Annotated in this window: 28 protein-coding genes; 5 read left to right on the forward strand and 23 right to left on the reverse strand. The window is 47.4% G+C overall.

Going from position 1 to position 23463, the window contains the following annotated elements; genetic code table 11:
* Positions 1-215: 215 nt before the first annotated feature.
* The 5 genes from MHI38_RS05545 to MHI38_RS05565 form a co-directional block, all read right to left on the reverse strand.
* The gene (locus MHI38_RS05545; RefSeq protein ID WP_090922413.1) at positions 216-647 is read right to left on the reverse strand and encodes a peptidylprolyl isomerase; all 432 of its coding nucleotides are present in this window, start codon (positions 645-647) and stop codon (positions 216-218) included.
* Positions 648-894: 247 nt separating this feature from the next.
* Positions 895-2226 carry a diaminopimelate decarboxylase gene (gene lysA / locus MHI38_RS05550; RefSeq protein WP_090922415.1) on the reverse strand — a complete coding sequence of 444 codons (1332 nt, stop codon included), beginning with the start codon at positions 2224-2226 and terminating at the stop codon, positions 895-897.
* Positions 2227-2329: 103 nt separating this feature from the next.
* The gene (locus MHI38_RS05555) at positions 2330-4003 is read right to left on the reverse strand and encodes a spore germination protein (RefSeq protein WP_373323283.1); all 1674 of its coding nucleotides are present in this window, start codon (positions 4001-4003) and stop codon (positions 2330-2332) included.
* Between the two features lie 24 nt (positions 4004-4027).
* On the reverse strand, positions 4028-4450 hold the full coding sequence (locus tag MHI38_RS05560; RefSeq protein ID WP_308723122.1) for a stage V sporulation protein AB: 423 nt from the start codon (positions 4448-4450) through the stop codon (positions 4028-4030).
* Complete coding sequence (locus MHI38_RS05565) at positions 4437-5093, reverse strand: stage V sporulation protein AA (RefSeq protein ID WP_253493265.1); 657 nt, start codon at positions 5091-5093, stop codon at positions 4437-4439. The genes MHI38_RS05560 and MHI38_RS05565 overlap by 14 nt, the downstream gene beginning before the upstream one ends.
* A gap of 171 nt (positions 5094-5264) precedes the next feature.
* Here MHI38_RS05565 and MHI38_RS05570 point away from each other — a divergent pair, with 171 nt between their 5' ends.
* Positions 5265-5504: a hypothetical protein gene (locus MHI38_RS05570; RefSeq protein ID WP_341181031.1), complete on the forward strand. Its 240-nt coding sequence runs from the start codon at positions 5265-5267 to the stop codon at positions 5502-5504.
* A gap of 306 nt (positions 5505-5810) precedes the next feature.
* On the opposite strand, the gene MHI38_RS05575 is transcribed toward MHI38_RS05570, so the two are convergent.
* A complete protein-coding gene (locus MHI38_RS05575; RefSeq protein WP_308723172.1) occupies positions 5811-6719 on the reverse strand; it encodes an AraC family transcriptional regulator in 909 nt (302 codons plus the stop codon).
* Between the two features lie 107 nt (positions 6720-6826).
* Between MHI38_RS05575 and MHI38_RS05580 the strand changes: the two genes are divergently transcribed.
* Positions 6827-7750, forward strand: a complete 924-nt coding sequence (locus tag MHI38_RS05580; RefSeq protein ID WP_373323285.1) for an EamA family transporter — start codon at positions 6827-6829, stop codon at positions 7748-7750.
* Between the two features lie 120 nt (positions 7751-7870).
* Here MHI38_RS05580 and sigF read toward each other — a convergent pair whose 3' ends face one another.
* The 4 genes from sigF to MHI38_RS05600 all read right to left on the reverse strand — a co-directional run bounded on the left by sigF (position 7871) and on the right by MHI38_RS05600 (position 10710).
* On the reverse strand, positions 7871-8626 hold the full coding sequence (gene sigF / locus MHI38_RS05585) for an RNA polymerase sporulation sigma factor SigF (protein WP_090922432.1): 756 nt from the start codon (positions 8624-8626) through the stop codon (positions 7871-7873).
* Between the two features lie 14 nt (positions 8627-8640).
* Positions 8641-9096: an anti-sigma F factor gene (gene spoIIAB, locus MHI38_RS05590; RefSeq protein WP_090922434.1), complete on the reverse strand. Its 456-nt coding sequence runs from the start codon at positions 9094-9096 to the stop codon at positions 8641-8643.
* Complete coding sequence (gene spoIIAA / locus MHI38_RS05595; protein ID WP_090922436.1) at positions 9093-9446, reverse strand: anti-sigma F factor antagonist; 354 nt, start codon at positions 9444-9446, stop codon at positions 9093-9095. Before spoIIAA ends, spoIIAB begins: the two co-directional genes overlap by 4 nt.
* 142 nt (positions 9447-9588) lie before the next feature.
* Positions 9589-10710: a D-alanyl-D-alanine carboxypeptidase family protein gene (locus MHI38_RS05600; protein ID WP_276539828.1), complete on the reverse strand. Its 1122-nt coding sequence runs from the start codon at positions 10708-10710 to the stop codon at positions 9589-9591.
* Positions 10711-11038: 328 nt separating this feature from the next.
* On the opposite strand from MHI38_RS05600, the gene MHI38_RS05605 reads away from it, so the two are divergent.
* Positions 11039-11590: a glutathione peroxidase gene (locus MHI38_RS05605; RefSeq protein WP_341181032.1), complete on the forward strand. Its 552-nt coding sequence runs from the start codon at positions 11039-11041 to the stop codon at positions 11588-11590.
* A 132-nt stretch (positions 11591-11722) separates the two neighbouring features.
* Here the strand turns inward: MHI38_RS05605 and MHI38_RS05610 are convergent, their stop codons facing one another.
* The 8 genes from MHI38_RS05610 to MHI38_RS05645 form a co-directional block, all read right to left on the reverse strand.
* A complete protein-coding gene (locus tag MHI38_RS05610) occupies positions 11723-12547 on the reverse strand; it encodes a purine-nucleoside phosphorylase (protein WP_090922442.1) in 825 nt (274 codons plus the stop codon).
* A gap of 184 nt (positions 12548-12731) precedes the next feature.
* The gene (locus tag MHI38_RS05615; RefSeq protein WP_154888486.1) at positions 12732-13622 is read right to left on the reverse strand and encodes a tyrosine recombinase; all 891 of its coding nucleotides are present in this window, start codon (positions 13620-13622) and stop codon (positions 12732-12734) included.
* Between the two features lie 92 nt (positions 13623-13714).
* Entirely contained in the window at positions 13715-13957 is a 243-nt protein-coding gene (locus MHI38_RS05620) for a DUF4227 family protein (RefSeq protein WP_090922446.1), read from the reverse strand.
* A gap of 22 nt (positions 13958-13979) precedes the next feature.
* Positions 13980-14129: a hypothetical protein gene (locus MHI38_RS05625; RefSeq protein WP_186375458.1), complete on the reverse strand. Its 150-nt coding sequence runs from the start codon at positions 14127-14129 to the stop codon at positions 13980-13982.
* The gene (gene fur / locus MHI38_RS05630) at positions 14119-14586 is read right to left on the reverse strand and encodes a ferric iron uptake transcriptional regulator (protein WP_090922447.1); all 468 of its coding nucleotides are present in this window, start codon (positions 14584-14586) and stop codon (positions 14119-14121) included. The genes MHI38_RS05625 and fur overlap by 11 nt, the downstream gene beginning before the upstream one ends.
* Before the next feature lie 107 nt (positions 14587-14693).
* Complete coding sequence (gene spoIIM / locus MHI38_RS05635; RefSeq protein WP_339831234.1) at positions 14694-15323, reverse strand: stage II sporulation protein M; 630 nt, start codon at positions 15321-15323, stop codon at positions 14694-14696.
* Positions 15324-15483: 160 nt separating this feature from the next.
* The gene (locus MHI38_RS05640; RefSeq protein ID WP_339831237.1) at positions 15484-16710 is read right to left on the reverse strand and encodes an endonuclease Q family protein; all 1227 of its coding nucleotides are present in this window, start codon (positions 16708-16710) and stop codon (positions 15484-15486) included.
* Between the two features lie 2 nt (positions 16711-16712).
* On the reverse strand, positions 16713-17306 hold the full coding sequence (locus MHI38_RS05645) for an NUDIX domain-containing protein (RefSeq protein ID WP_090922453.1): 594 nt from the start codon (positions 17304-17306) through the stop codon (positions 16713-16715).
* A 155-nt stretch (positions 17307-17461) separates the two neighbouring features.
* Here MHI38_RS05645 and MHI38_RS05650 point away from each other — a divergent pair, with 155 nt between their 5' ends.
* The gene (locus MHI38_RS05650; protein ID WP_090922454.1) at positions 17462-17599 is read left to right on the forward strand and encodes a Z-ring formation inhibitor MciZ; all 138 of its coding nucleotides are present in this window, start codon (positions 17462-17464) and stop codon (positions 17597-17599) included.
* A gap of 120 nt (positions 17600-17719) precedes the next feature.
* Here the strand turns inward: MHI38_RS05650 and MHI38_RS05655 are convergent, their stop codons facing one another.
* A complete protein-coding gene (locus MHI38_RS05655; RefSeq protein ID WP_090922456.1) occupies positions 17720-18859 on the reverse strand; it encodes a M20/M25/M40 family metallo-hydrolase in 1140 nt (379 codons plus the stop codon).
* 81 nt (positions 18860-18940) lie between these two features.
* On the opposite strand from MHI38_RS05655, the gene prli42 reads away from it, so the two are divergent.
* Entirely contained in the window at positions 18941-19042 is a 102-nt protein-coding gene (gene prli42, locus MHI38_RS05660; protein ID WP_090922458.1) for a stressosome-associated protein Prli42, read from the forward strand.
* 33 nt (positions 19043-19075) lie between these two features.
* On the opposite strand, the gene lipB is transcribed toward prli42, so the two are convergent.
* The 4 genes from lipB to MHI38_RS05680 form a co-directional block, all read right to left on the reverse strand.
* Positions 19076-19783 carry a lipoyl(octanoyl) transferase LipB gene (lipB, locus tag MHI38_RS05665; protein WP_154888478.1) on the reverse strand — a complete coding sequence of 236 codons (708 nt, stop codon included), beginning with the start codon at positions 19781-19783 and terminating at the stop codon, positions 19076-19078.
* 117 nt (positions 19784-19900) lie between these two features.
* The gene (locus tag MHI38_RS05670) at positions 19901-21376 is read right to left on the reverse strand and encodes a dihydrolipoamide acetyltransferase family protein (protein WP_154888475.1); all 1476 of its coding nucleotides are present in this window, start codon (positions 21374-21376) and stop codon (positions 19901-19903) included.
* A gap of 37 nt (positions 21377-21413) precedes the next feature.
* Complete coding sequence (locus tag MHI38_RS05675) at positions 21414-22400, reverse strand: alpha-ketoacid dehydrogenase subunit beta (RefSeq protein ID WP_090922464.1); 987 nt, start codon at positions 22398-22400, stop codon at positions 21414-21416.
* 2 nt (positions 22401-22402) lie between these two features.
* The gene (locus tag MHI38_RS05680) at positions 22403-23431 is read right to left on the reverse strand and encodes a thiamine pyrophosphate-dependent dehydrogenase E1 component subunit alpha (RefSeq protein WP_154888473.1); all 1029 of its coding nucleotides are present in this window, start codon (positions 23429-23431) and stop codon (positions 22403-22405) included.
* Positions 23432-23463: the final 32 nt, after the last annotated feature.

The raw sequence follows: 23463 nt of genomic DNA on the forward strand, positions 1-23463 counted from the left end.
GCGCTGTCAAACCTCATGTATTCGGTTTCAACAGTCTGTACCTAGCTAGAATAACCTACAATCAACTCGTCCCGCCAGTTCCTTTAAGCTTATTTTAATAACACTTTGCAAGGCAATCACGCAAAAAAGTTGTACAATGCACAAAACCCCTGGTACTTCCGTAATAGGAATGTACCAGGGGTTAACTTGACGCCGCCGAGCAGATTCAGTTGAAATTAAACTTCTACAACTTCAACAGTTTCCATTTTGTCGCGGCCTTCGAATGCATCAACAAACTCCATACCTTTGCTTACTTTACCAAATACAGTATGTTGTCCGTCCAAATGTGGCTGTGGTTGGTAGCAGATGTAGAACTGGCTTCCGCCTGTGTTGCGGCCAGCATGTGCCATCGCAAGTGTTCCACGCTCATGTTTGTTCGGGTTGATCTCACAGTTGATTGTGTAACCAGGACCGCCAGTACCGGAACCGCTAGGGCATCCACCTTGAGCTACGAAGCCCGGAATTACACGGTGGAAAACGAGTCCGTTATAGAAACCGGAGTTTGCTAATTTTTCAAAGTTTGCTACGGTGTTTGGCGCTTCTTGATCGAACAGGTCAATCAGAACTTCTCCGCCGTTTGCCAATTTAATTTTCGCTTGTTTCGCCATATGTAAATGACTCCTTTCAATTTTGAGCAAAAGTAATTGTGATGCAATACCAAACTTGTGGTCAAGCATTACAGCACTTTTCTTAGTGTACACCGAAAAGGGCCGAATCGCAAAAGAAAGAGCTATATTTTTGATTTTCTACTCTCAAATACAAGCCTTCAAGCGTGCCAAATAGCTACAATGTCCATGACAAAGGACGGAAGGGGCAAGCCCATTCCGTCCTCATCTAGCGCTATAGGAACTTGAATTAACGAGTAACCGGCTGTTTGCCAATACGCGCTGGCACGAGGTCGTTTTGGATAATGTCCTGATATGACTCACGGCGTACAACCACATCGCCTTGACCGTCTTTGACAAACACAACCGCCGGACGACGAATCCGGTTGTAGTTGCTTGCCATGGAGTAGTTATATGCCCCTGTGCAAGCTACGGCAAGCAGATCACCGCTCTCCACTTTTGGCAGATCCAGATCCCATATCAACATGTCACCGCTCTCGCAGCATTTCCCCGCTACAGATACCGTTTCTGTTGCCGCTTCGTTTGCACGATTTGCCAGTACGGCCTCATACTTGGACTCATACAATGCAGGGCGTGGGTTATCCGTCATCCCGCCATCTACTGCTACATATTTACGCACGCCGGGGATGTCTTTGCTCGTTCCAACGGTGTACAGCGTTGTGCCTGCTTCACCTACGATGCTACGGCCTGGCTCGACCCAAATTTCAGGCACTGCATAGCCGATTTGCGCAAAATGATTTTTTACCGCATCGGTGATGGCCTTCACATACTGAGCCACTTCAAGCGGCGTATCACCGTCAATATAACGGATTCCGAATCCGCCGCCCAGGTTTACGACTTTGAATGCCACATTCAGGCGCTCGTATACACTTGCTGCAAATTCAGCAACACGTTGAACCGCCATCTGGAATCCTTCAACCTCAAAGATCTGGGAACCGATGTGAGAATGCACACCAAGCAATACCAAGTTGGACTGTTTGGACGCGAGTTCAATAGCTTCGAATGCTGTACCGTTGCCGATATCGAAACCGAACTTGGAGTCCGTTTGTCCTGTCGAAATATATTCATGCGTATGCGCCTCAACACCTGGCGTTACACGCAGGAGGATGTTAACTTTACGGTTTTTGTCCGCTGCGACAGCTTGGAGCAGATGCAACTCGTTAAAGTTGTCAACCACGAAGCATCCAATTTCAGCGTCAAGCGCCATTTCGATCTCTTCGATCGTTTTGTTATTGCCGTGGAAATGAATGCGTTCTGCCGGGAACCCGGCTTGCAATGCAGTGAACAGTTCGCCGTCAGAGACAACGTCCAGAGAAAGACCTTCCTCTGCTGCCAGAGCACACATCGCCATAACACAAAATGCTTTGCTTGCATATGCAACTTGGAAGCCCAAACCTGAAGCGCGGAATGCTTCCATGTACTCTCTGCAGCGCTCGCGAACCAATTGCTCGTCCACAACATAGAGCGGTGTTCCAAATTGCTCTTTCATATCCGTAACGTCTACTCCACCAATCTCCAGGTGGCCTTGCTCATTTATTCTACTTGTACCGTGTAAATACATCGTTTGCATTCCTCACTTTTTGTATACTGGAACAGTTACTATTCCATTGATTTTACACCAGTATATCAAATTAAGCCGGGAGATGAATGGATTTTTCGGCACATCATTTGTGTTTTTTACCTTTTCGCAATTCACCGTCGGGATCTTCGGACATCTTGGTGTTGTCACGCGTTTTGTTGAACGATGGACGTTTCTTGCTGACAAGCAATGGAACCCTGAACAAAAAGTTGCCAAATGCCTTTGCATTAAAAGGTATAAATGGCCAAAGATACGACGAGTTATATGAACGGTGAATGGTCAACGCCACAACAAGCAAAGTCGTTCCAACGACCAAACCTGGTACTTTAAATATCGCAACTGCAATGAGCAGTAGCAGCCGGACCAGTCGATTGGCGAGTCCTAACTCGTAACTCGGTGTAGCAAACATTCCGATTGCCGCAATCGCCATATAGAGCACAACCTCATTGACAAAATAGCCCGTTTTCACCGCGATATCTCCGACCAGTATTGCCGCAATTAGACCCATGGCGGAAGCCAGCGGCGTAGGCGTATGAACCGCAGCCATCCGTAATAAGTCTACACCCAGCTCGATGAGTAGAAATTGCAAAATAATCGGTAATTTCACATTTTCCTGTGGGCCGATGAAATCGAAACCGATCGGTTTGAGCGAAGGTTCGATGACCATCAGCATCCATAGCGGCAGTAGAAACAGAGAGATCAGGATGCCTGCAAAACGTACCCAGCGCAGATAGGTTCCCATAAGAGCCGTCTGCCTGTTCTCCTCCGCATGTTCGCATAGATCAAAAAAGGTCGTCGGCAAGATCATTACGCTGGGGGATGTATCTACAAAAATAACGACTCGTCCTTCCAGCAGGTGAGAAGCTGTAACGTCAGGACGTTCCGAATAACGAACAAGGGGAAATGGATTCCACCCTTTGTTGATGATCGCTTCCTCCAACTGCTTGTCGGCAGCCGGAATACCGTCGATATCGATTCGTTGTATTTTTTCCTTTACCGAATCCACCTGTACCTTATCCACTATATCGTCAATATAAACTACACATACATCGGTTTGGGTTCTCCGTCCTACCTGCATAAGTTCAAACTTTAGCCCAGGGTCCCGTATTCTACGGCGCACCAGCGCTACATTGGTCAGTAATGTCTCGGTAAAACCATCCCGTGAACCACGAACCACGCGTTCAAGCGAAGGCTCTTCGGGCGATCGAACCGGATAACTCCGAGTGTCCATAATAAGCACAGACCGGTCTCCCTCGACAAACATGGCACTCATGCCCATGAGCACCTTGCTAATGACAGCACTCATCTTCTCCACTCGTTCTACCTGTATATGAGGAATATAACATTCGAAATAGGACTTGAGTGCATGCTCTGATACTTGATCCGGCGTCAGATAGGTTAATCTTTTCAATACTTCGAGCAAAATCTCATCTTTGGCAAAACCCGTGAGTAACAGTAATCCCACATGTTTGCCGCCAAGTACCATTTCCCTCATATCCACATCAAACGACTCGCCAAGACCGATCACTTGTTTTAACGTGTTTTTGTTATCACTCATGCGCGGGGAGATGTTATCGTTATGTTGCCAATAATGAACAGATTCTTCAATACTGTCGGACATCTCGTTTTGCTTTTTTTTCTGGTACGCCTTCTTTTCTTCTTCCTGCCGGATCTCGTAAGCAGACTTGTGCAACATGTCTTCCGTTATACCGTCACTTTGTTCATGACTCGTTTGATCCGTATGTTCGTCCATGTCCATCCTCCTTTAACCTGTCACGTTGCTTTACCGTTGGTATATAAAAAAGTCAAACAAGGAACCTGTCATTTTCCCCAAAATCATCGCGAGCAACAGTCCAAACAAGTATGATCTCATACCCAACCTTTTAGCCAGAACGGGTAGCACGTTTAATACTTCTGTCAGAGCGGCAGCCAGCAGACCAATAAAAACGCCGCAGAACAGCCCAACAATCGGGCTGAGCAAAATAACACCATGCATTTTCCAATGCCAGAAATCGGCTACCGTGCCCAGTAGCGAACCTCCAATGAGAGCACCCTCGTACCAATGCGTTTTGTCATAGGACTGTGTCACTTGAGCCAGTCTCGGAATCATGTCGAGTACAAGAATAAGCGCAATAACACCACTCCCCACAGCGATTCCCCCGGCAATGCCAAGCACAATGCTGATCGCTCCGTTAAGCACGCTCATCGCCTTTCAGCTCCCTTTGATTCTGCTTATGCATACGTTCGGTTTCTTCGATCACGACAAATTGGTCTACATTTTGCTGGTAAAGGAACATTTCCACTTCGAGCGGTGTTGGCTCTTCATTCCACTTTTTCTTAAATAGATGGTTGAAAAATACCGCCATGCCGAAGCCGATTCCAAGGGAATAGGCCAGCTGAAATAAGTACGGATGCTCATCCCGGTGTCCTGTCAGCATCTCTACGATGCGAATCTGTACTTCCTGCATATTCACGTCTGCGTGAAAATTCATAATGGTCAGTGCTGAACCGAAGAACAGCAGCAACCATACCAGAATAAACAAGGATTTCGAAGCCTTACCACTACCTGCCATTACTTCAACTAACGTATGCCCGGACCCCATCAGCTCCACATTCACATCCGGCAGAAGCTGCCGAATCCGGGGAATAATCTGCAAGATGTCAATAAGGATCAGGTTGCCGTCCTCCGGTCCGGGCTGCAGCAGTTCAAGTTCCAGTAGCCTGTTTTCCTGTTCCTCGGATGAGGCCAGGACGTGGGCAATATCCCGCAGTTTGACCGCTCGCCCTCTCTGAATGCGAATCCGGCTGCGCATGCGGACGTAGACCGTGGGAGTGGGTGTCTGGGACATCCACAGCACTCCTTTACTGCGTAATTTAGGTTAGTATTTGAAGAATGTGCAAATTTATTACATTTAAGTTGGAAAAGAGTGTGGGGGGCACTGGACTCTCCGGGATGGATCGGTATCGGGCGCTGGTTATCCCCGGATTTCTCGTTCTCTCCTTTTCAAGGAGGAAATCCCGTGATAAACGCGCTCGCTTCGCTCCTTTTACCGATTCCTTCCCTCCGCTGGCTTGCCTCCCTCTTGTTCCAAACCAAAGGAAAGAAACTTGCGGGGGTGCGCAGGGGGATAAAAGCTGGAAATCTGGTCGTGGATGAAAAGAGTATGGAGCGGCACTGGACGCTCCGGGATGGATCGGGATCGGGCGCTGGTTATCCCCGGATTTCTCGTTCTCTCCTTTTCAAGGAGGAAATCCCGTGATAAACGCGCTCGCTTCGCTCCTTCTACCGATTCCTTCCCTCCGCTGGCTTGCCTCCCTCTTGTTCCAAACCAAAGGAAAGAAACTTGCGGGGGTGCGCAGGGGGATAAAAGCTGGAAATCTGGTCGTGGATGAAAAGAGTATGGAGGGCGGTGGGCGATCTAGATGGGGTCGGCTTAGGAAGAAATTAAAAAGGCAAGCCGATATAGTTCAGCTCGCCCTCTTCTAAGTATGCTTGACCAGGATTATACTTGTTTGATTCATTAGATGATGCTCCTGTCTGACAATTCATGAACCCTAACCATTAACTACGTATCTCTTTCTTGCCTCCCCTTCTGCTCCTCCCTTCGATACTGTAAAGGCGTTCTTTTCATCATTTTTCGGAACTGTTCGATGAAGTAGCTGGTACTGTTGAACCCAACCTCGTAAGCGATTTCGGTGACACTGCGCTGTGAGAAACGTAGCAACTCTGTACTTTTTCGAATTCGATAATCCAGCACATATTGCATCGGAGTCGTACGCAGTATTTGCTTAAAGGTTCTGCATGTCTCTGCACGACTTAACTGACCTACCTTTGCGATATCCTCCAGCCTGAGCGGTTCAGTATAGTTTTGATGAATCCACATCAGCATCTGCTTTATACGCCGACTTCGGATCATCTCTGTTTCGTTATGTTCCAGAAAGTAACCATTCTTGATTAGGCCTTTCCAGATTTCCAGCACAGCTGCTGCAACGTTCAATTCATAGTAAGGAGCCTGCTTTTCAATCTCCTGTCTCACAGCCGAGATGTTTCCAAGTACCTGCTCTCCCCATGAGTTAGATTTCTCAATCATTAGAAATGGTAAATTCGTTGCAGTTACATATGGATGTACGTATTTCATGTAAAGCTCAGCAGATACCAGTGATTGCGGAGCCACATTCAAACAAAGATACATACCCTGCTCCTCCGCACTAAAATTCTCTGCCATGTGCATCATCCCGCTGTTGATAAACAGTCCATTCCCTTGTGAGACCGCTACTTGCTGTTCATTAATATGAAATAACACCTTACCTTGAACGACAGCTACAAACTGCAATTCATCATGCCAGTGCAATGGAATATACCCTTGTACATGCTCGGATATAGTTGTCTTGTAACAAGCGATAGACAGATCATCAGTACGATGTTCTGTCATTTCCTTTAGCTGTGGATTGATGTCAAATTTTATTTTTCTCATCATTCTCATCTCAATATTGTTATATTTTTGTGTAATTTTTGATATTAATCAAATCAATTCTGTCTTACTATATCACTATTCTTATATTTAAGGCGAGGCGGATAAACATGAAATCAATAGTGTCAACACCCAAGTTCAAAGGTATACTTCTGGTTTTGACAGGAGCTACTTGTTGGGGTGTCGGAGGAACGGTGGCTCAGAATCTATTTCACATGCACCATATCGATCTTAATTGGTATGTAACCGTGCGATTGGTATGTGCCGGCATCCTTCTCCTTTTCCTGCAATTATTTACACCTAGCCGTTCACAGATTCTTGAAGTTTGGAAATCGAAACAAACAGCCCTGCCATTTATTATCTTTGGCTTGGTCGGCATGTTGGCTGTACAGTACACTTACATGGCTTCCATTGATCACGGCAATGCGGCTGTCGCCACACTTTTGCAATATCTTTCTCCTGTCATGATCATGGTATATATGGTACTACGTAAACAATCTCCACTTACATCCAAACTTATAATCTGCGCTACTCTTGCGCTTGTGGGATGTTTTCTTCTGCTTACAAATGGCTCTCTGAATCAGTTATCCGTCTCGCAGCCAGCAGTGATCTGGGGATTGTTGTCTGGTGTATCTGCTGCATTTTATACATTGTATGCGGTCAGATTGCTTAACGAATTTGATTCTCTCGTGGTCGTTGGCTGGGCCATGGTGATTGGTGGAGTGGGTATGAGCTTTGTTCATGCGCCATGGAAGATCCACCAGACATTGCTGACACCAGATACCTATAGTTATTTGTTGTTTTCCATATTGATTGGAACGTTACTCGCATTCTGGTTCTACATTGCCAGCCTGAAATACCTCACGCCTCAGGAGACCAGCTTGTTAGGGAGCGCCGAACCTTTGGCGGCAGTGGGTACCACAGTTCTTTGGCTGAATGAACCCTTCGGTATCTATCAATGGTTAGGTACTGGCTGTATTATCCTTTTAATTGTCATTTTACAGTTCAAACGTTCGTCCTCCGTGTCCGCATAAAATATTAAAACGACAAATAACCTCATCGCTAAATAACGCGAATTGAGGTTGTTAGTTGTCGTATTATGATGAATCCATATCCATACCGGTGGATGGAATCAGCCCTGAATCAATCCTGAATCACTGCGCGATTTGATCGCGAATAGATTGCAGTATTTTTTTCTCCAACCTTGAGACCTGCACTTGGGATATACCCAGCCTGCTTGCCACTTCGGATTGAGTCTGATCCCTGTAATACCGAAGGTATACGATAAGTCGCTCCCGTTCACTCAGGCCGCCGATTGCTTCATTCAGCGCTAGCTTGTCGAACCACTTCTCCTGAGACTCATCCGCGATCTGATCCATCAGTGTAATCGGATCACCATCATTCTCGAATACCGTCTCATGAATGGAGGTTGGCGGTTTGTTAGCCTCCTGTGCGAATACCACTTCCTCCGGGGTAACCCCGAGTTCAGCGGCAACTTCCTTAATTGTGGGCAATCGATCCAGATGTTTCGAGAGTTCGTCCCTCTTTTTGCGTACTTTATTGGCCATCTCTTTCAGCGAACGACTGACCTTCAAGGTTCCGTCATCCCGCAGGAAACGCTGAATCTCACCAATAATCATCGGTACCGCATACGTCGAGAACTTCACGTCGTAACTGAGATCGAACTTGTCCACTGACTTGAGCAGGCCGATACAACCAATCTGGAACAGATCCTCCGGTTCATATCCCCTGTTCATAAAACGCTGCACGACGGACCAGACGAGTCTGATGTTGCAGTTCACCAGCGTATCCCGTGATTCATGGTCACCCGACTGACTGAGCGCAATCAGCCGTTTGACCTCGGCATCGTCCAAATAGGTCTGTGAAGATGGTTTCACTTCAGCATCCATAAGAACACCAACCCCTAATTATACAATGCTTTCTTGGATTCAATCCTTTTTTTCATCTTGATGGAGGTGCCTCTGCCGGGCTCACTGCTGACTTCGAATTCATCCATAAAATTTTCCATGATCGTAAATCCCATGCCCGACCGCTCAAGTTCGGGTTTGGACGTATACAGCGGCTGTTTGGCCAGTTCAAGATCCTCGATGCCTTCACCGCGGTCCTCTACAATGATCGTGATCATATCGTCACGAATCTCGGCCTGAATCGTCACAACACCTTCGGGATTGTTATTGTATCCGTGGATGATGCTATTGGTCACCGCTTCCGAAACAACCGTTTTGAGATCACTAAGCTCGTCCATCGTGGGATCAAGCTGAGAGATAAAAGCCGCAACGGTAACCCGTGCAAACGATTCGTTCTCCGACTTGGCCGCAAATTGCAGATTCATGAAATTTGCCCCTGTTCCTTCATTCATGAGACGACCTCCAGACCTGAGAGAGCAGTGCCCTCATTTTCGTAAATCGGCATGATCTTGAACAATCCCGACATTTCCAGCAAACGGTATACCGGCGGATTTACATCACAGACGACCATTTTGCCGCCTTTATTTTTGATCAACTTGTATCTTCCCAAAATAACACCTAGGCCTGAACTGTCCATAAATTCGAGGTCTTTCAAACTCAGCACCAGATGTTCACATTGTCTGCGCTGTATCGCTTCATCCATCTGCATACGTACCATGTCAGCTGTATGGTGATCCAGCTCCCCGGATAATCGCACAATCAAAATCCCGCGGTGATGCTCCATGTCCACATTCAAATTCACGTTTGCCCACTCTCCTCCCTGTCTTAGAACAAGGTTTTCTACGTTGCCAAAGGCTTTTCCTGCCCCCCGACAAAACTAGAAGAAAACTCCTATTTAACTACAAAAACCGTTCCAGCCCCAGGGAGAATGGCGTTTCCTGCAACTAATTGAACAAGTTCGAGGTTGTGCGTTTAAACAGCTTCCACCAGCCTGCCTTACCCACGTCTTGCGGAGCCTGAATATCAAACTCTTTAATTACCTCGTTGCCTTGATATACGACGAGTTTACCTACACTCTGACCCGCCTTAATCGGAGCCTTCACTTCTTTGGCTACAATCAGCTCATGCCGGATATCTGTCGACTTGGCTCCTTTGCGCATCAGAACGCTGTAGTTTTGTGCAGCATTCAGCGGCATCTCCGCGACATCACCTTTTTCAATCTTCAGACTGCCCAGCAGATCACCTGCTTTGTACAGCGCCTTCATCGTGTATTGAGCAAATGCATAATCAAACATGGAAGATACTTCACTGTTCCGTGTTTTCGTATTCGGCTCGCCAAGGACTACCGCAACGACACGCAGCCCATCTTTAGAAGCTGTAGCCGACAGACAGAATTTCGCTTCGGACGTGTACCCCGTTTTCAAGCCGTCTGCACCCTGATAGAAACGCACCAGTTTGTTGGTATTCACGAGCCAGAACGGCTTTTCGGAATCTTTACGCAAGTAGTCCTGATATGCACCCGTGTACTTCGTAATCCCCTGATGTTTTAGCAGTTCGCGGCTCATCACCGCGATATCGTGCGCAGAGGAATAATGATTATCCACCGGCAGCCCATTCGCATTGGCAAAACGTGTATCCTTCATGCCCAGCTCCTGCGCACGCTCGTTCATCATCTGTACAAAAGCCTCTTCCGAACCAGCAAGCTTCTCGGCCATGGCTACAGATGCATCATTGCCGGAGGCCATGGCAATACCTTTTAACATATCATCCACGCTCATCTCTTCCCCAGGCTCCAGAAAGATCTGTGAGCCCCCCATAGACGCCGCATATTCACTCGTTCTTACCTTATCCGTTAACTTCAGTTTGCCTGAACTAATCGCTTCCATGGTAAGCAACATGGTCATAATTTTCGTAATGCTCGCCGGAGGCAGCTGATCATGACTGTTTTTCTCATAAATAACAGTTCCCGTATCTGCATCCATCAGAATGGCTGAACGTGCTGATGGAGCCAAATCCGCCCCGCCAGCAGCCTTGGGTGTTTCCTCAGCCAAAGCAGAAGATGCCATTACGGGTAGCAGCATACAAAGGGTCATGAACGATGCCATTATTCTTTTTTTCACTAGGTTCCCTCCTCAAATGAATAGCGCGGTGGTAAGTCCTCGCATGTACTGCTATCCATTGTCGGCGGGTTTGAAGTAAATTATTCCAATCTCAGCAGGTTTTCCCTAACTTTTTTATCTGAATACACACTGATTTGAAACGAACACTAGGCCTTGAGAAGATTATTTATAGGATTTACCTATTTTATTTATCATTTATATATGTTTCCCCTATGAGTGATATCAGATTATGATGTATATGTCACAATTGAAATAACTTAGGAGGATGATTCCAATGTCTTTTTATAACAAAAAAGTCCATTTCATAGATGGCAGGCTAACTGATCTAACTATATACCGAGGAAAGGTACTGCTTGTTGTTAACACAGCCAGTAAGTGTAGCTACTCTCGTCAATTCGAGACCCTTCAACAGCTGTACGAAAAGTACCAGCGTTATGGTTTCGAGATTCTAGCATTTCCGTGTAACCAGTTTAATGAGAAAGAGCCAGGGGACAATTCGGAAGTGAAAGCTCATTGTGAAAATCGATTGAAGTTAACGTTCCCGTTATTTGAAAAAATCGAAGTCAGGGGGCTAAACGCTCATCATATCTTTCAGTTTTTAACCGAACAAGCACCATTTCTAGGCTTTGACACCGAAACGGCTAGCGGAGAATGGATGCACCATTTTCTAAACGAAAAATTCCCTGATATCTACAAGGGTGATGGGATCAAGTGGAACTTCACTAAGTTTTTGATCGATCAGAACGGTCAGGTGCGAGGAAGATTTGAGACAACGACGGAACCATTTGACATTGAACCAAGCATTCAATCATTGCTCTCCATCTAAAGTGAATATCATCATTCTCATATTTCATATTATAAAAAAAGGAACAGCTCATTGAGCAAACATCATTCAATGAATTGTTCCTTATTAGGTCCTTCAAACTAAAGATCGTTTTTGTTCATCTTCAGTTCAACATTACATCTTAGGAATAACCGCCAGCACGAGCGCCAAGAAAGCTTCACGTACACGCTCCGTCGTTTCCATTACCTCATCATGTGACAAAGGTTGATCCAAGATCCCCGCTGCCATGTTACTGATGCAAGAAATGCCGAGCACTTCAATGCCCGCATGACGCGCTACGATCACTTCGGAAACGGTGGACATGCCTACTGCATCGGCACCGAGGGTACGAAGCATTCTGATCTCTGCTGGAGTTTCGTAATTAGGGCCAAGCAGACCTGCATACACACCTTCTTGCACATTAAAACCTTGAGTTGCGGCTGTATCTTTAGCAAGTGCACGCAAACGACGGCTGTAGGCTTCGGATAAATCCGGGAAGCGTACGCCAAGCGCAGCATCATTCGGACCAATTAGCGGGTTTTTGCCAGTCATATTCAAATGATCGGAAATGAGCATCAAGTCGCCTGCTTGATAAGAAGTATTTACGCCACCAGCTGCATTCGTTACTAGCAGACTACTCACGCCCAGCTCTTTCATGACACGTACCGGGAATGCCGTTAATTCCGGGCCGTATCCTTCGTACATATGAAAGCGGCCTTTCATCATCACAACCGGACGGCCTTGAATCGTACCAAGCAACAGTTCGCCTTCGTGTCCTTCTACAGTGGACACCGGAAAATGCGGAATATCCTGGTACGCAATGTTAACGCCATCCTCAATTAGTTCAGCCAGAACGCCGAGCCCTGACCCGAGAATCAAACCGACTTCCGGTTTGATGGAGCTTTTGCTTTGAATGTAGGCTGCCGCCTCTGCAATCATCTGTTGGTTTAGTGTTGTCATAAGATGTTGTTCCTCCTTGATTAGTAACGAACCGTTTAAGATTCAGCAAGGTTGTCATGTCTACGCCTGTGTTGGCGTAAGAAATCAGAAATTTAACATGCAACCCGCGTATGTATAACGGCGTTGGTTGGTTTCAAATATAAGTTAACTTAAAACGCTAAAGATGCAAACCATGCGTTAAGCTTTATTTTGCACGTGGATGATGGGTCTCATAAATTTCTTTCATCGTCTTGCGCCCATGCTGACTGTATTGCTGTCCGGGCTGTTCGACATGACCAAGCATGTCCTGAACCGCACGAGTGTCAGCTCCGTTTGCAATGAGATGAGCTGCAAATGAATGGCGAAGTGTGTGCGGTGTAATCTCACCCGAGATCCCCGCGTCCACAGCAGATTTTTTCAGCAACTTCCAGAATCCCTGACGGGTTAATCGTCTGCCGGATACATTCACAAATAATGCCTGCTCGTCCGTTCCTGCTTTAAGCAATTGTTCACGGAACTCGTCTATATATACGCTCGCCCAGTGGGCAGCCGGTGCACCAATCGGAAGAATGCGCTCTTTCCCCGCTCCGCCGCAACGAATGAAGCGCATCCCAGGCTGTACATCCCGTACATCCAGCGCAATCAGTTCCGATACCCGAATGCCCGTAGCGTATAACAACTCCAGCATGGCTCGATCTCGAACGCCTTGGGGCGAGCTGACATCTGGAGAAGCAAGCAACAGTTCGATCTCCGGAATCGTAAGAACTTGGGGAGGTGTCTTGTCAGCCTTGGGTGCTTCCACATCAAACGTAGGATCCTGTACAATCTCGCCGCGCCGCATCAGAAAATGGAAATACGATCGCAAAGACACGATGCTACGAGCAATCGTTGCATTCGCACGGCCGTCCTGTTTGAGCTGACCCACAAATAACACAACATGTGTTCGTCTAACCTCACTCGCCTCGCGGATTCCATATTCCTTTTTCACAAATTCAACGAACTTGTCCACATCTCGAAGATAGGATTCCAGCGTACTGCTCGACATCCCTTTATCTTCTTCCAGGTATAAAGCATAGGCGTGTATGGTCTGATTCATGTACAACACTCCTCATCTGACAGCAATGCCAAACGGCAGGCTGCTTCCGTATTTGCATCCCTGACTGTCGGAGCTACTCTTCACGCCTTCAGCTACTCACCGTACCAATAGAAGAGACGAAGCCGCTCCGCCATCGTAGGACGTGCTTCTCCAGTGCCTGGCCAATCCGTTTCCTGAAATACCTTAACCGCATTGCCCGTTGGCATCTGATACTGATCCACAGGTGAAATCCAGCCGTTAAACAGATCGAGTACGTGGTAGAAAAGATACACCAGCGCAGCAAAAAACACTATAAATCGTATAAAACGGAGCCCTCTCCGCACAGATATAATCATTGGAACTGTCCCCTCCCGTATTTCAAGTCCAGTATCGTTCTTGAAACAGGGTATGTCCAAATGTCCGGGAATATGCCTTGACGAGCGAACCATAAGCCAGGTTCGTGACCAAAAAAGCTCCCCCGTCAAAACCGCCGGTGAGAGCTTGAAGATAGGCTATGTTATTCTTCATCTTTGGGCTTTTGTTCATTTTTAGCTTTGCAACGATAACAAATTCCATGAAAGTCCAGTCGGTGATCTACTACCGAAAAGTTAAATTCCCGCTCCAGTCGTTCTTCAAGCGGTCCAAGCCAGTCCTCACGTATTTCATCCATACTTCCGCATTGCACGCAGATTAAGTGATGATGGTGATGCTTGGATGTATCTCCGCGCAGATCATAACGCGCTACACCGTCGCCGAAGTTGATTTTCTCTACAACATGCAACTCACTCAATAGTTCGAGGGTACGGTACACGGTTGCCAGACCGATTTCGGGAGCCTTTTCTTTAACGAGCATGAATACATCCTCTGCACTCAGATGATCTTCTTCATTCTCTAAAAGTACTCTTACGGTGGCTTCCCGCTGGGGCGTTAATTTATAACCTTGGGACTGTAGTTGCTGCTTAATTTTATCGATCCGTGCTTCCATTTTCTCCCTCCCCCTAGGAAATCATTGCACACTGCAACTTAACCCACTCTTTTCATTATAGGGGGAGTTCAATATCAAAGTCAACATTTTAGGACATGTAGTACAAGCTAGACAGGAAGTAGCATCGGCGTGACCCAGCGCATCATTGCGGGGGTTATCCAGGTTTCAAAAGAGGCCACCCCAAGCAGCAATACCGCCATAACCACCGTCAAAATAACATAGGAAGCAAACGGTCTTTGGCGGCCTGGTGTGCGTTGCATCAAAACGCGATTACGTATGATATATAACGAGAACGTCATCGCAGCCACACTGCAGATCAGCAGGATTGGAATGACGAACAGATTATGCGGCGCTACGGATACAAGTGCAAACAGCAGCCCTTTCCACGAATACTGTCCGACGAGATAACCTACGGTAAAACCGATTAATACCCCTTTTAAAAAATCCAGAACCAGTATGCCTGGTAAACCTACAACAGACAAACCGAGAATAAAGATTAAACCGACCCATTTTAGATGAAGCATGGCAATATCCCAATAAGCGGTGTGCTCTGTCCCTTGCGAACTATGTTGCACCGTCATGAAAAAATTGCCCAAATAGGCTTCGAGATCCTGGCGCTGTTCCAAGGAAAGAGCGTTGACCATCAATGCGCCAAAGATGACACCGACCAGAAATAAGACAGCGACGAATACATATAACGAGGTTTGCCCTTTGAACGTAAAATAAGAAGAACGCATACAGGTACGAGTCCCCTTTCCGGTTATCCTGCTGCAAGGAGATATAAGACATATCAAACGTTAGACTTAATCATCCTTATGATTCAGCTTATGAACCTGGGCTCATCTGTATGACTTCTTGTCCGAATTATAACAACCCGCTCTACACATCATGCTCGTTCTACATTTTCTGAGATGTCTGCTCTTTGGTTGCGACCTTACCGTATGTGCCCCCACCGCCAGAGGACAATGTCAGCCCACCATTTCGAGCCGCTACGATCAATTCGGCGAGCACCGGACCAACGACCTCGGCTAGTTGAGTTTCATCTGTACGATGCAGGACAGCCATCTCTGTTCCAAAACGATCCAGCAGTTGACGCAACTTGGCTTTACCAAGCCCTGGAATGAACTCAAGCGGAACCTGATAATAGTATGGCGGCCTCTCTGCAGGAAGCTCCGGTTGCTTACGATCAGCAATAGCCAGAATACGATCCAGCACCCCTTGAACCAGCTTGGGGCTACCACAAAGAGGACAACGTTCAGCAGACAGATCCTTTTCATCCATGACGCTACCACATGCTGCACAATAGGTCCGGTGATACTTACCGAGTCTTGGATTCAAACCATAATTGGCCGCAATCCTTCTTCCCTCTTTCCCTAGCAATGCCATACGGAATTCGTCAAAAGAAGGCGATGCAATCTGTAACTCATTGTATTCCCGCCCGATTTTACCTAGCGAATGCGCATCCGAATTCGTTAGAAACGGAACCTGATCCAGTTCCCGAATGTAACTCGCCATAGAGGAATCAGAGCTTAGACCCAGTTCAACCGCATCCACAAGGCTCGTGTCCAGCACATCCCCCATACGTGGCGCTGTGCTACCATAAATGCCCTTGTGCGGTGTAAACACGTGAGCGGGTACAATCAACCCGTCGCGTGCCTTAATCTCCGCTTGCATCTCAAGAGCAGGTACATATACCCGCTGGGAGCTGAGATTTACATTTTTCATATAACGTGCCATCCAGGTTGTAAAAGACTTCATGGTACCCAGATCCCGGAAGTAGGCGAGCATGTGGAACTCACGCATCTCAGGCTCGCGAAGCTCGATTTCGGTTCCGAGCAGAATGGTGGTGTCCTGATACGCAATACCGCCGCCCTCAACCTCAGACATCGTACCGTTCTCCAGCAGCTCCTCAATATCTCTCTGCACAACCGGAGAATGGCAATCAATGACCCCAAGCAAATGAATTCCTTTACGAGTGGAGGCCTCCCTGGCTATATTCTCAAAAGTTAAGTCACGGCTGCCGCTGATTTTAACTGCCTCACCACGGGACGTGCGTCCGATGTGGATATGCAGATCCGCATAACATGGCTCCCACAGCGGTAGCGTTCCCTTTTGATTTTGCATGATTAAAACCGTCCTGTCGTTTTGTAAATATCCCAGGCATACACAGCCATCATCGTTTTGGCATCACTGATTCGATTTTCGTCCATCAGCTTGTACGCTTCCTCTAGCGTGATCTCCGATACTTCAAGAAACTCATCTTCGTCCAGAGCCATCTCTCCAGCTTCCAGCTCTTCGGCGATATACAGGTGAATGATCTCATCCGCGAAGCCTGGTGAGGTGTAGAAAGACCGCAGATGACGGAGCGACTTGGCTTCATATCCCGTTTCTTCCTTCAGTTCACGCGCTGCTGCCACCTCCGGCTCTTCACCCGGATCAAGCTTGCCCGCAGGAATTTCCACTTCGGTACGTCCCATCGCCTGACGATATTGATCCACGACCAGCATACGATCTCCCCTCAATGCCAGTACCGCTACTGCTCCCGGGTGTTTGATAATCTCTCGGGTCGCCGTCTGTCCGTTCGGTAGCTTCACTGTGTCTACCTGAAGTGAAATCACTTTGCCTTCAAAGATTGGCTTGGTGGATACCGTCACTTCGTCAAGCTTGGGATTCGCAGGTTGAGGTGCATAGATGGATGCAGCAGATGTTTTGGATTTCATGTGTACTTCAGCTCCTTTTAAATGTGTAAAAAACTCGTTCAATTGGACTGAGATGTAGTATATAACTGTGATTTCAGGCATATGGTGAGCCTATAAGAATTTAATCGTGTGTACAAGTCTAATGCGTACAGCGAGAACCAAGGGGGATTCACCAAATGAAAAGTTATCTCACACCTCAGTCTGCGCATGTGGTCGGACAAGCCAGACAAGTACAGCTTATCCTTAGACAGTGGATGCGTGAATGGGGCCCTGAAACCAAACTCAGCGACATGCTTGCGGGACGCAAAGGCTAGAAGCTTCACCATTGTTCAAAAAGTCCGAACCCGGTCTGCACCGAATTCGGACTTTCATTTCTTTTTTTCAACCAACGCTCCAATTACATCATCTCATGGACTATCAAATATCCCAATCACTTATTTGCCTTTTGCCGTTTCCTGCACAATCGCGATAACGACCTGGGACAGTTTCACAATGTCTGCTGCGCGAATGCGTTCTTTGGTCGTGTGGATATCTTCATACCCTACAGCCAGATTCGCCGTCGGAATGCCGAACCCGTTAAAAATGTTCGCATCACTGCCACCGCCAGAAGCAAACGTGCTTGTTTCCAGACCCAGGCTTCGAATCGCACGCTGGGCAAGTTGCACTACCTCATGGTCGTCATGGAAGCCAAATGCAGGATATTTAATCTCACTGCGGAACTCTGCGGTTGCGCCATATTTGCGACATGTCGTCTCCAATGCTTCACGCATTTGGGCAATTTGCTGTTCGATTTTCTCTTGCACAATACTGCGAGCCTCCGCATCGATCTGAACAAAGTCACATACCACGTTCAGTGCAGAGCCACCTTGGAACTTACCAATATTCGCTGTCGTTTCGTCGTCAATGCGTCCAAGCTTCATAGCCGCAATCGCTTTGGCTGCAACCTGAATGGCACTGATTCCATCTTCCGGATTCACTCCGGCATGCGCCGACTTACCATAGATTTTCATCTCAATCTCTGCTCTTGCTGGAGCAGCCACACAGATCGTACCCACCGCTCCGTTAGAATCCAGCGCATAACCAAAGGAAGCATCGATATCTTTCGGATTCATTGCTCGTGCACCGACAAGACCCGACTCCTCTCCGACCGTAATCACAAACTGAATTTTGCCATGCGGAATGTTGTTCTCCTGAATAACACGAATGGCTTCAAACAGAGCTGCAATGCCCGCCTTGTCATCCGCTCCCAGAATTGTTGTGCCATCACTGCGAATCCATCCGTCCTCACCAAGCTCCGGTTTGATTCCCTGTCCGGGGGTTACGGTGTCCATGTGACATGTGAAGAGCATCGGCTCTACACCTTCTACACCTGCCACACCTTCAGCTTCCAGTGTAACGACCAGATTGCCCGCTCCATGCCCTGTCTCGTTCATTGTATCGTCCTCATAGACATGAAGACCAAGACCCGCGAATTGTTCTTTTAACACCTTGGATATATTCTGCTCATTTTTTGTTTCGCTATCAATCTGCACCAGATCCATAAAATGCTGAATCACACGCTGTTCATTAATCATTAGACTTTCCTCCCTATCGTAGATACGGTACAATACAGGTACTATGGCTTGTTCAAAAGTTCTGAAAGGAGTTCTCTCTTCATGCAAAATAAGAAATGGTTCAAAATTGTGATCTATCTCATGCTGGCAGCTATGGTTGGCTCCACTCTTTTCATCGCACTGGAACCGTTGCTGTTCGGGTAGTCACCCTGATCTGAAGCTCTTCTAACGCGCTGTCTACAGACGCTGGAGGGCTTCTTTTTCTGTACTCCATATCAGATCATATGGGAATATACGCTGAAAATAAGGTACAATATCCCGGGCTACCTGCTCAACCGTGTATGAATTCCCCGTGATATCCTCCAAAGAAGTCACACCATACTGTTCAATTCCGCATGGAATGATACCCTGAAACCCAGCATGTTGAATGCCTGAGGTAATGTTAAAAGCAAACCCGTGACTCGTCACAAATCCACGTCGATGCTTACACCGATTAAACTTAATGCCGATGGCCGCAATCTTCAGATCACCGATCCATACGCCCGTATATCCTTCTTTGCGCTCGGATTCAACGCCCTGATCAGCGAGATAATCGATCATCACCTGCTCCAGCTTACGCAAGTAAGCATGCAGATCCAGCTCCTCATCCCGACCAAGTACTAACAAAGGGTAACCTACCAATTGACCCGGTCCATGATAAGTAATATCACCGCCGCGATCAATTTGAAACAAGGAGATGCCCTGTGCTTTCAACTCTTCCTCACTCCAAAGCAGATGCTCCGGATGGTTCTGTGAACCAATGGTATAGGTTGGTGGATGCTGTAGAAGCAACATCTGTTCAGGGCCTTCGCCTTCGTCCAGTTGCTGCACAATTGATTTCTGAAGATTCCATGCCGCCTCATAATCCAGCATCGGTATGTATGCCACATTCAGCGGTTTACCCATGTTTCCTCACATCCTTCTGCCCATGGTTTAATATATGAAGATATATTCGTCTCTAGACAGCCAGAAAAGTGCACGGCCCGAGGCACATACACTTTCCCGTCTTTCTACAATATAAACTTAATACACTTTCGTTTCCATGTTGTAGCCTTCCAGGTTCTCCTTAACACGCTGCAGGAACCGGCCACAGATGACCCCATCCAGAATCCGATGATCCAGAGAAAGACACAAGTTAGCCATGGACCGCACCGCGATCATATCATTAATGACAACCGGTTTCTTCACAATGGATTCAAAGGTAAGAATAGCGGCCTGTGGATAGTTGATAATAGGCTGGGACAAGATCGAACCAAATGAACCTGTATTGTTCACTGTAAATGTACCGCCTTGCATATGATCCAGCTTCAGCGTACCTTCACGGGTCTTGCGAGCCAGATCATCAATCTCGCGAGCGAGACCCGCGATATTACGCTGGTCAGCCTGTTTGATGACCGGTGTAAGCACCGAATCCTCTGTACCTACAGCCATGGACAAGTTAATATCCCGCTTCACAATAATTTTATCAACAGCCCATACTGAGTTCATAATCGGGTAATCTTTAATCGCATTGACGACACCCTTCATCATAAACGAAAGATAGGTCAGGTTAATGCCCTCTTTCCGTTTGAACTCATCCTTCAATTTGTTGCGCAACATGACGAGGTTGGTTACATCCACTTCAATCATGGTCCACGCATGAGGGATTTCAGATACACTTTGACGCATGTTACGCGCTATGGCATTACGCACAGGGGTAACATCGATAAAATATTCTGATCTTCCTTGTCCGCCGCCTTCCACTTCAATCTGTGGAATTTTCGGACTTTCGGTCAGGTGGATTCCGGAATGACGCACAGGAACGCCTGCATCGGATGCAGGAACTGTCTGTCCAGTTACACCGTTCATAGATATCGATGACGTAGTTGCACCGGTATCTCTGATTCCACTGAACGGAGAAGACGATGAAGCCTGTGCAGCCTGAGTACCAACATTAGATGTTTGTACGGACGCTGATTCTGTGTTTGCCTGGCCGCCCTGTGCAACATAAGAAAGCACATCTTTACGTGTAATCCGGCCGCCTGCCCCTGTTCCCTGAACATGCTGCAGATTCAATCCATGTTCTGCTGCCAAGGACTGCACCGCAGGAGAATAGCGATGGCGCATCGGCTGATTCGGATCAAACGCAGCTGCGTGTGTACCCGTAGTTGCAGATTGACTTGCATTACGCTGAACCTGAGCTTGCTGCGATTGTTGCTGCTCGCTCGCGACAGGTGTAACTTGTTCCGCCGTATCTTCATCCGTAGCAACGACTTGCATACGGCAGATGGCCTCACCCACCGCAATGGTCGTTCCTTCTTCCACCAATAGATCACCCATAATGCCATCCACCGTAGACGGTATCTCGGCATTCACTTTATCCGTAATGACTTCGCAGATCGGCTCGTACTGCTCCACACGGTCACCCGGTTTTTTCAACCATTTGGCTATGGTAGCCGAGACCAGAGATTCCGCGAGCTGCGGCATAATGACCTCGATCCATTTCATACGTTCAGCCATTGATTTATCACTCCAAACTTTGTTCTATCTTTATCGATTAATACGCTGCAAGTTCACGCATGGCTGTTTTGGCTTTATCCTTGCTCAGCATATAAAATTTCTCCAGCGTAGGACTGATTGGCATAGCTGGTACATCTGGACCGCACAAACGCTGAATAGGGGCGTCCAGATCAAACAGACATTCCTCACTGATGATCGCCGCCACTTCTGCGCCTACACCACCGGTTTTGTTATCTTCGTGCACGATCAGCACCTTGCCTGTCAACCGGGCAGAATCGATAATCGCTTCACGGTCGAGAGGTTGCAGCGTACGCAGATCCAGTACGTGTGCCGTGATACCTTCTTCCCGTTCCAGCTCCTCAGCGGCCTGCATAACAAAATGCAATGGCTGACTGTACCCGATAACTGTAATATCGGCACCTTCACGAAGCACATTGGCCTTACCGATTGGAACGATGTAATCATCTTCAGGCACATCTTCCTTGATCAGCTTGTAACATTTTTTATTTTCGAAAAAGAGTACCGGGTCCGGGTCGCGGACAGCCGCTTTCAGCAAACCTTTCGCGTCATACGCCGAGTAAGGAGCAATGATTTTAAGTCCCGGTGTACCAAAGAAGATGGATTCCGGACATTGGGAGTGGTACAAGCCGCCGAAGATCCCGCCACCGATTGGCGCTCGAATCACAATTGGACAGCTCCAATCATTGTTGGAGCGATAGCGGATTTTGGCCGCCTCACTAATAATCTGATTTGTTGCCGGCAACATAAAGTCCGAATATTGCATTTCCGCAATCGGCTTCATGCCGTACATTGCTGCACCGATAGCCACACCGGCAATCGCCGATTCAGATAGTGGCGTATCCATGACACGCATCTCGCCAAATTGATCCTGCAACCCTTTGGTTGTGGTGAACACGCCACCTTTTACACCGACGTCCTCGCCAAGAACAAAAACATTCTCGTCCCGTTCCATCTCTTCTTTCATTGCGAGACGGATTGCATCAATATATTCCATCATAGCCATGATTACCGTCCCCCTTCTTCGCTGTCTGCATAGACATGCGTCAGCGTGTCCTCAGGTTTGGGATATGGCGCATTGTCTGCATATTCAGTTGCTTCTTTCATTTCCAGCGCAAGCTGGGAAGCCAGATCCGCATCCCGGGCTTCGTCCCAGATGCCGCATTCAATCAAATAATTTTTCATCCGAAGTACGCCGTCTTTCTTCCAGTTCTCCTCAACTTCTTCCTTCGTCCGGTAGGCCAAATCATTATCCGAAGTCGAGTGTGGAGACAAACGATACATCATCGCTTCAATCAGTGTCGGACCTTCACCGGCGATAGCACGCTGACGCGCTTCCTTCACAGCCGCGTACACTTCGAGTGCATCGTTGCCATCTACGCGAAGTCCCGGGAAACCATACCCCAATGCACGATCAGAGATTTTGCCGCTGAGCTGTTTGTGAATAGGAACCGAAATTGCATATTGATTGTTCTCACACATAATGATGACAGGCAGCTTATGCACACCTGCAAAGTTTGCGCCTTCGTGAAAATCCCCCTGGTTGCTTGAACCTTCCCCAAAGGTAACAAAAGAAACAAACTCTTGCTTCTGCATTTTGGCAGCAAGAGCAAATCCGACCGCATGAGGAACTTGTGTAGTCACCGGGCTGGACCCAGTAACGATACGCAGTTTCTTATGACCAAAGTGGCCTGGCATCTGCCGGCCGCCACTGTTTGGATCTTCGGCCTTGGCAAAGGCAGACAGCATCAGCTCACGCGGTGTCATACCTACGGCCATAACGAAACCGTAATCCCGGTAATAAGGCAAAAAGTAATCATGATCACGGTCCAAACCAAAAGCCGCCCCGACTTGCGCTGCCTCCTGGCCTACACCGGATACGTGAAAGTTAATTTTGCCCGCCCGCTGCAAGAGCAAGCAACGTTCGTCAAACTTGCGTGCAAGCAGCATGTATTTGTACATATCTAAAACTTCTCCATCAGTAAGTCCCAGTTGTTGATGTCGATGAACCGCATCTGCAGTACCTTGTGAACTCATATGAGGTACCTCCTTTTAATCAAAGCCTTTTG

Origin of the sequence: Paenibacillus sp. FSL K6-1558, from assembly GCF_038002565.1 — a bacterium.
Lineage (GTDB): Bacteria > Bacillota > Bacilli > Paenibacillales > Paenibacillaceae > Paenibacillus > Paenibacillus polysaccharolyticus.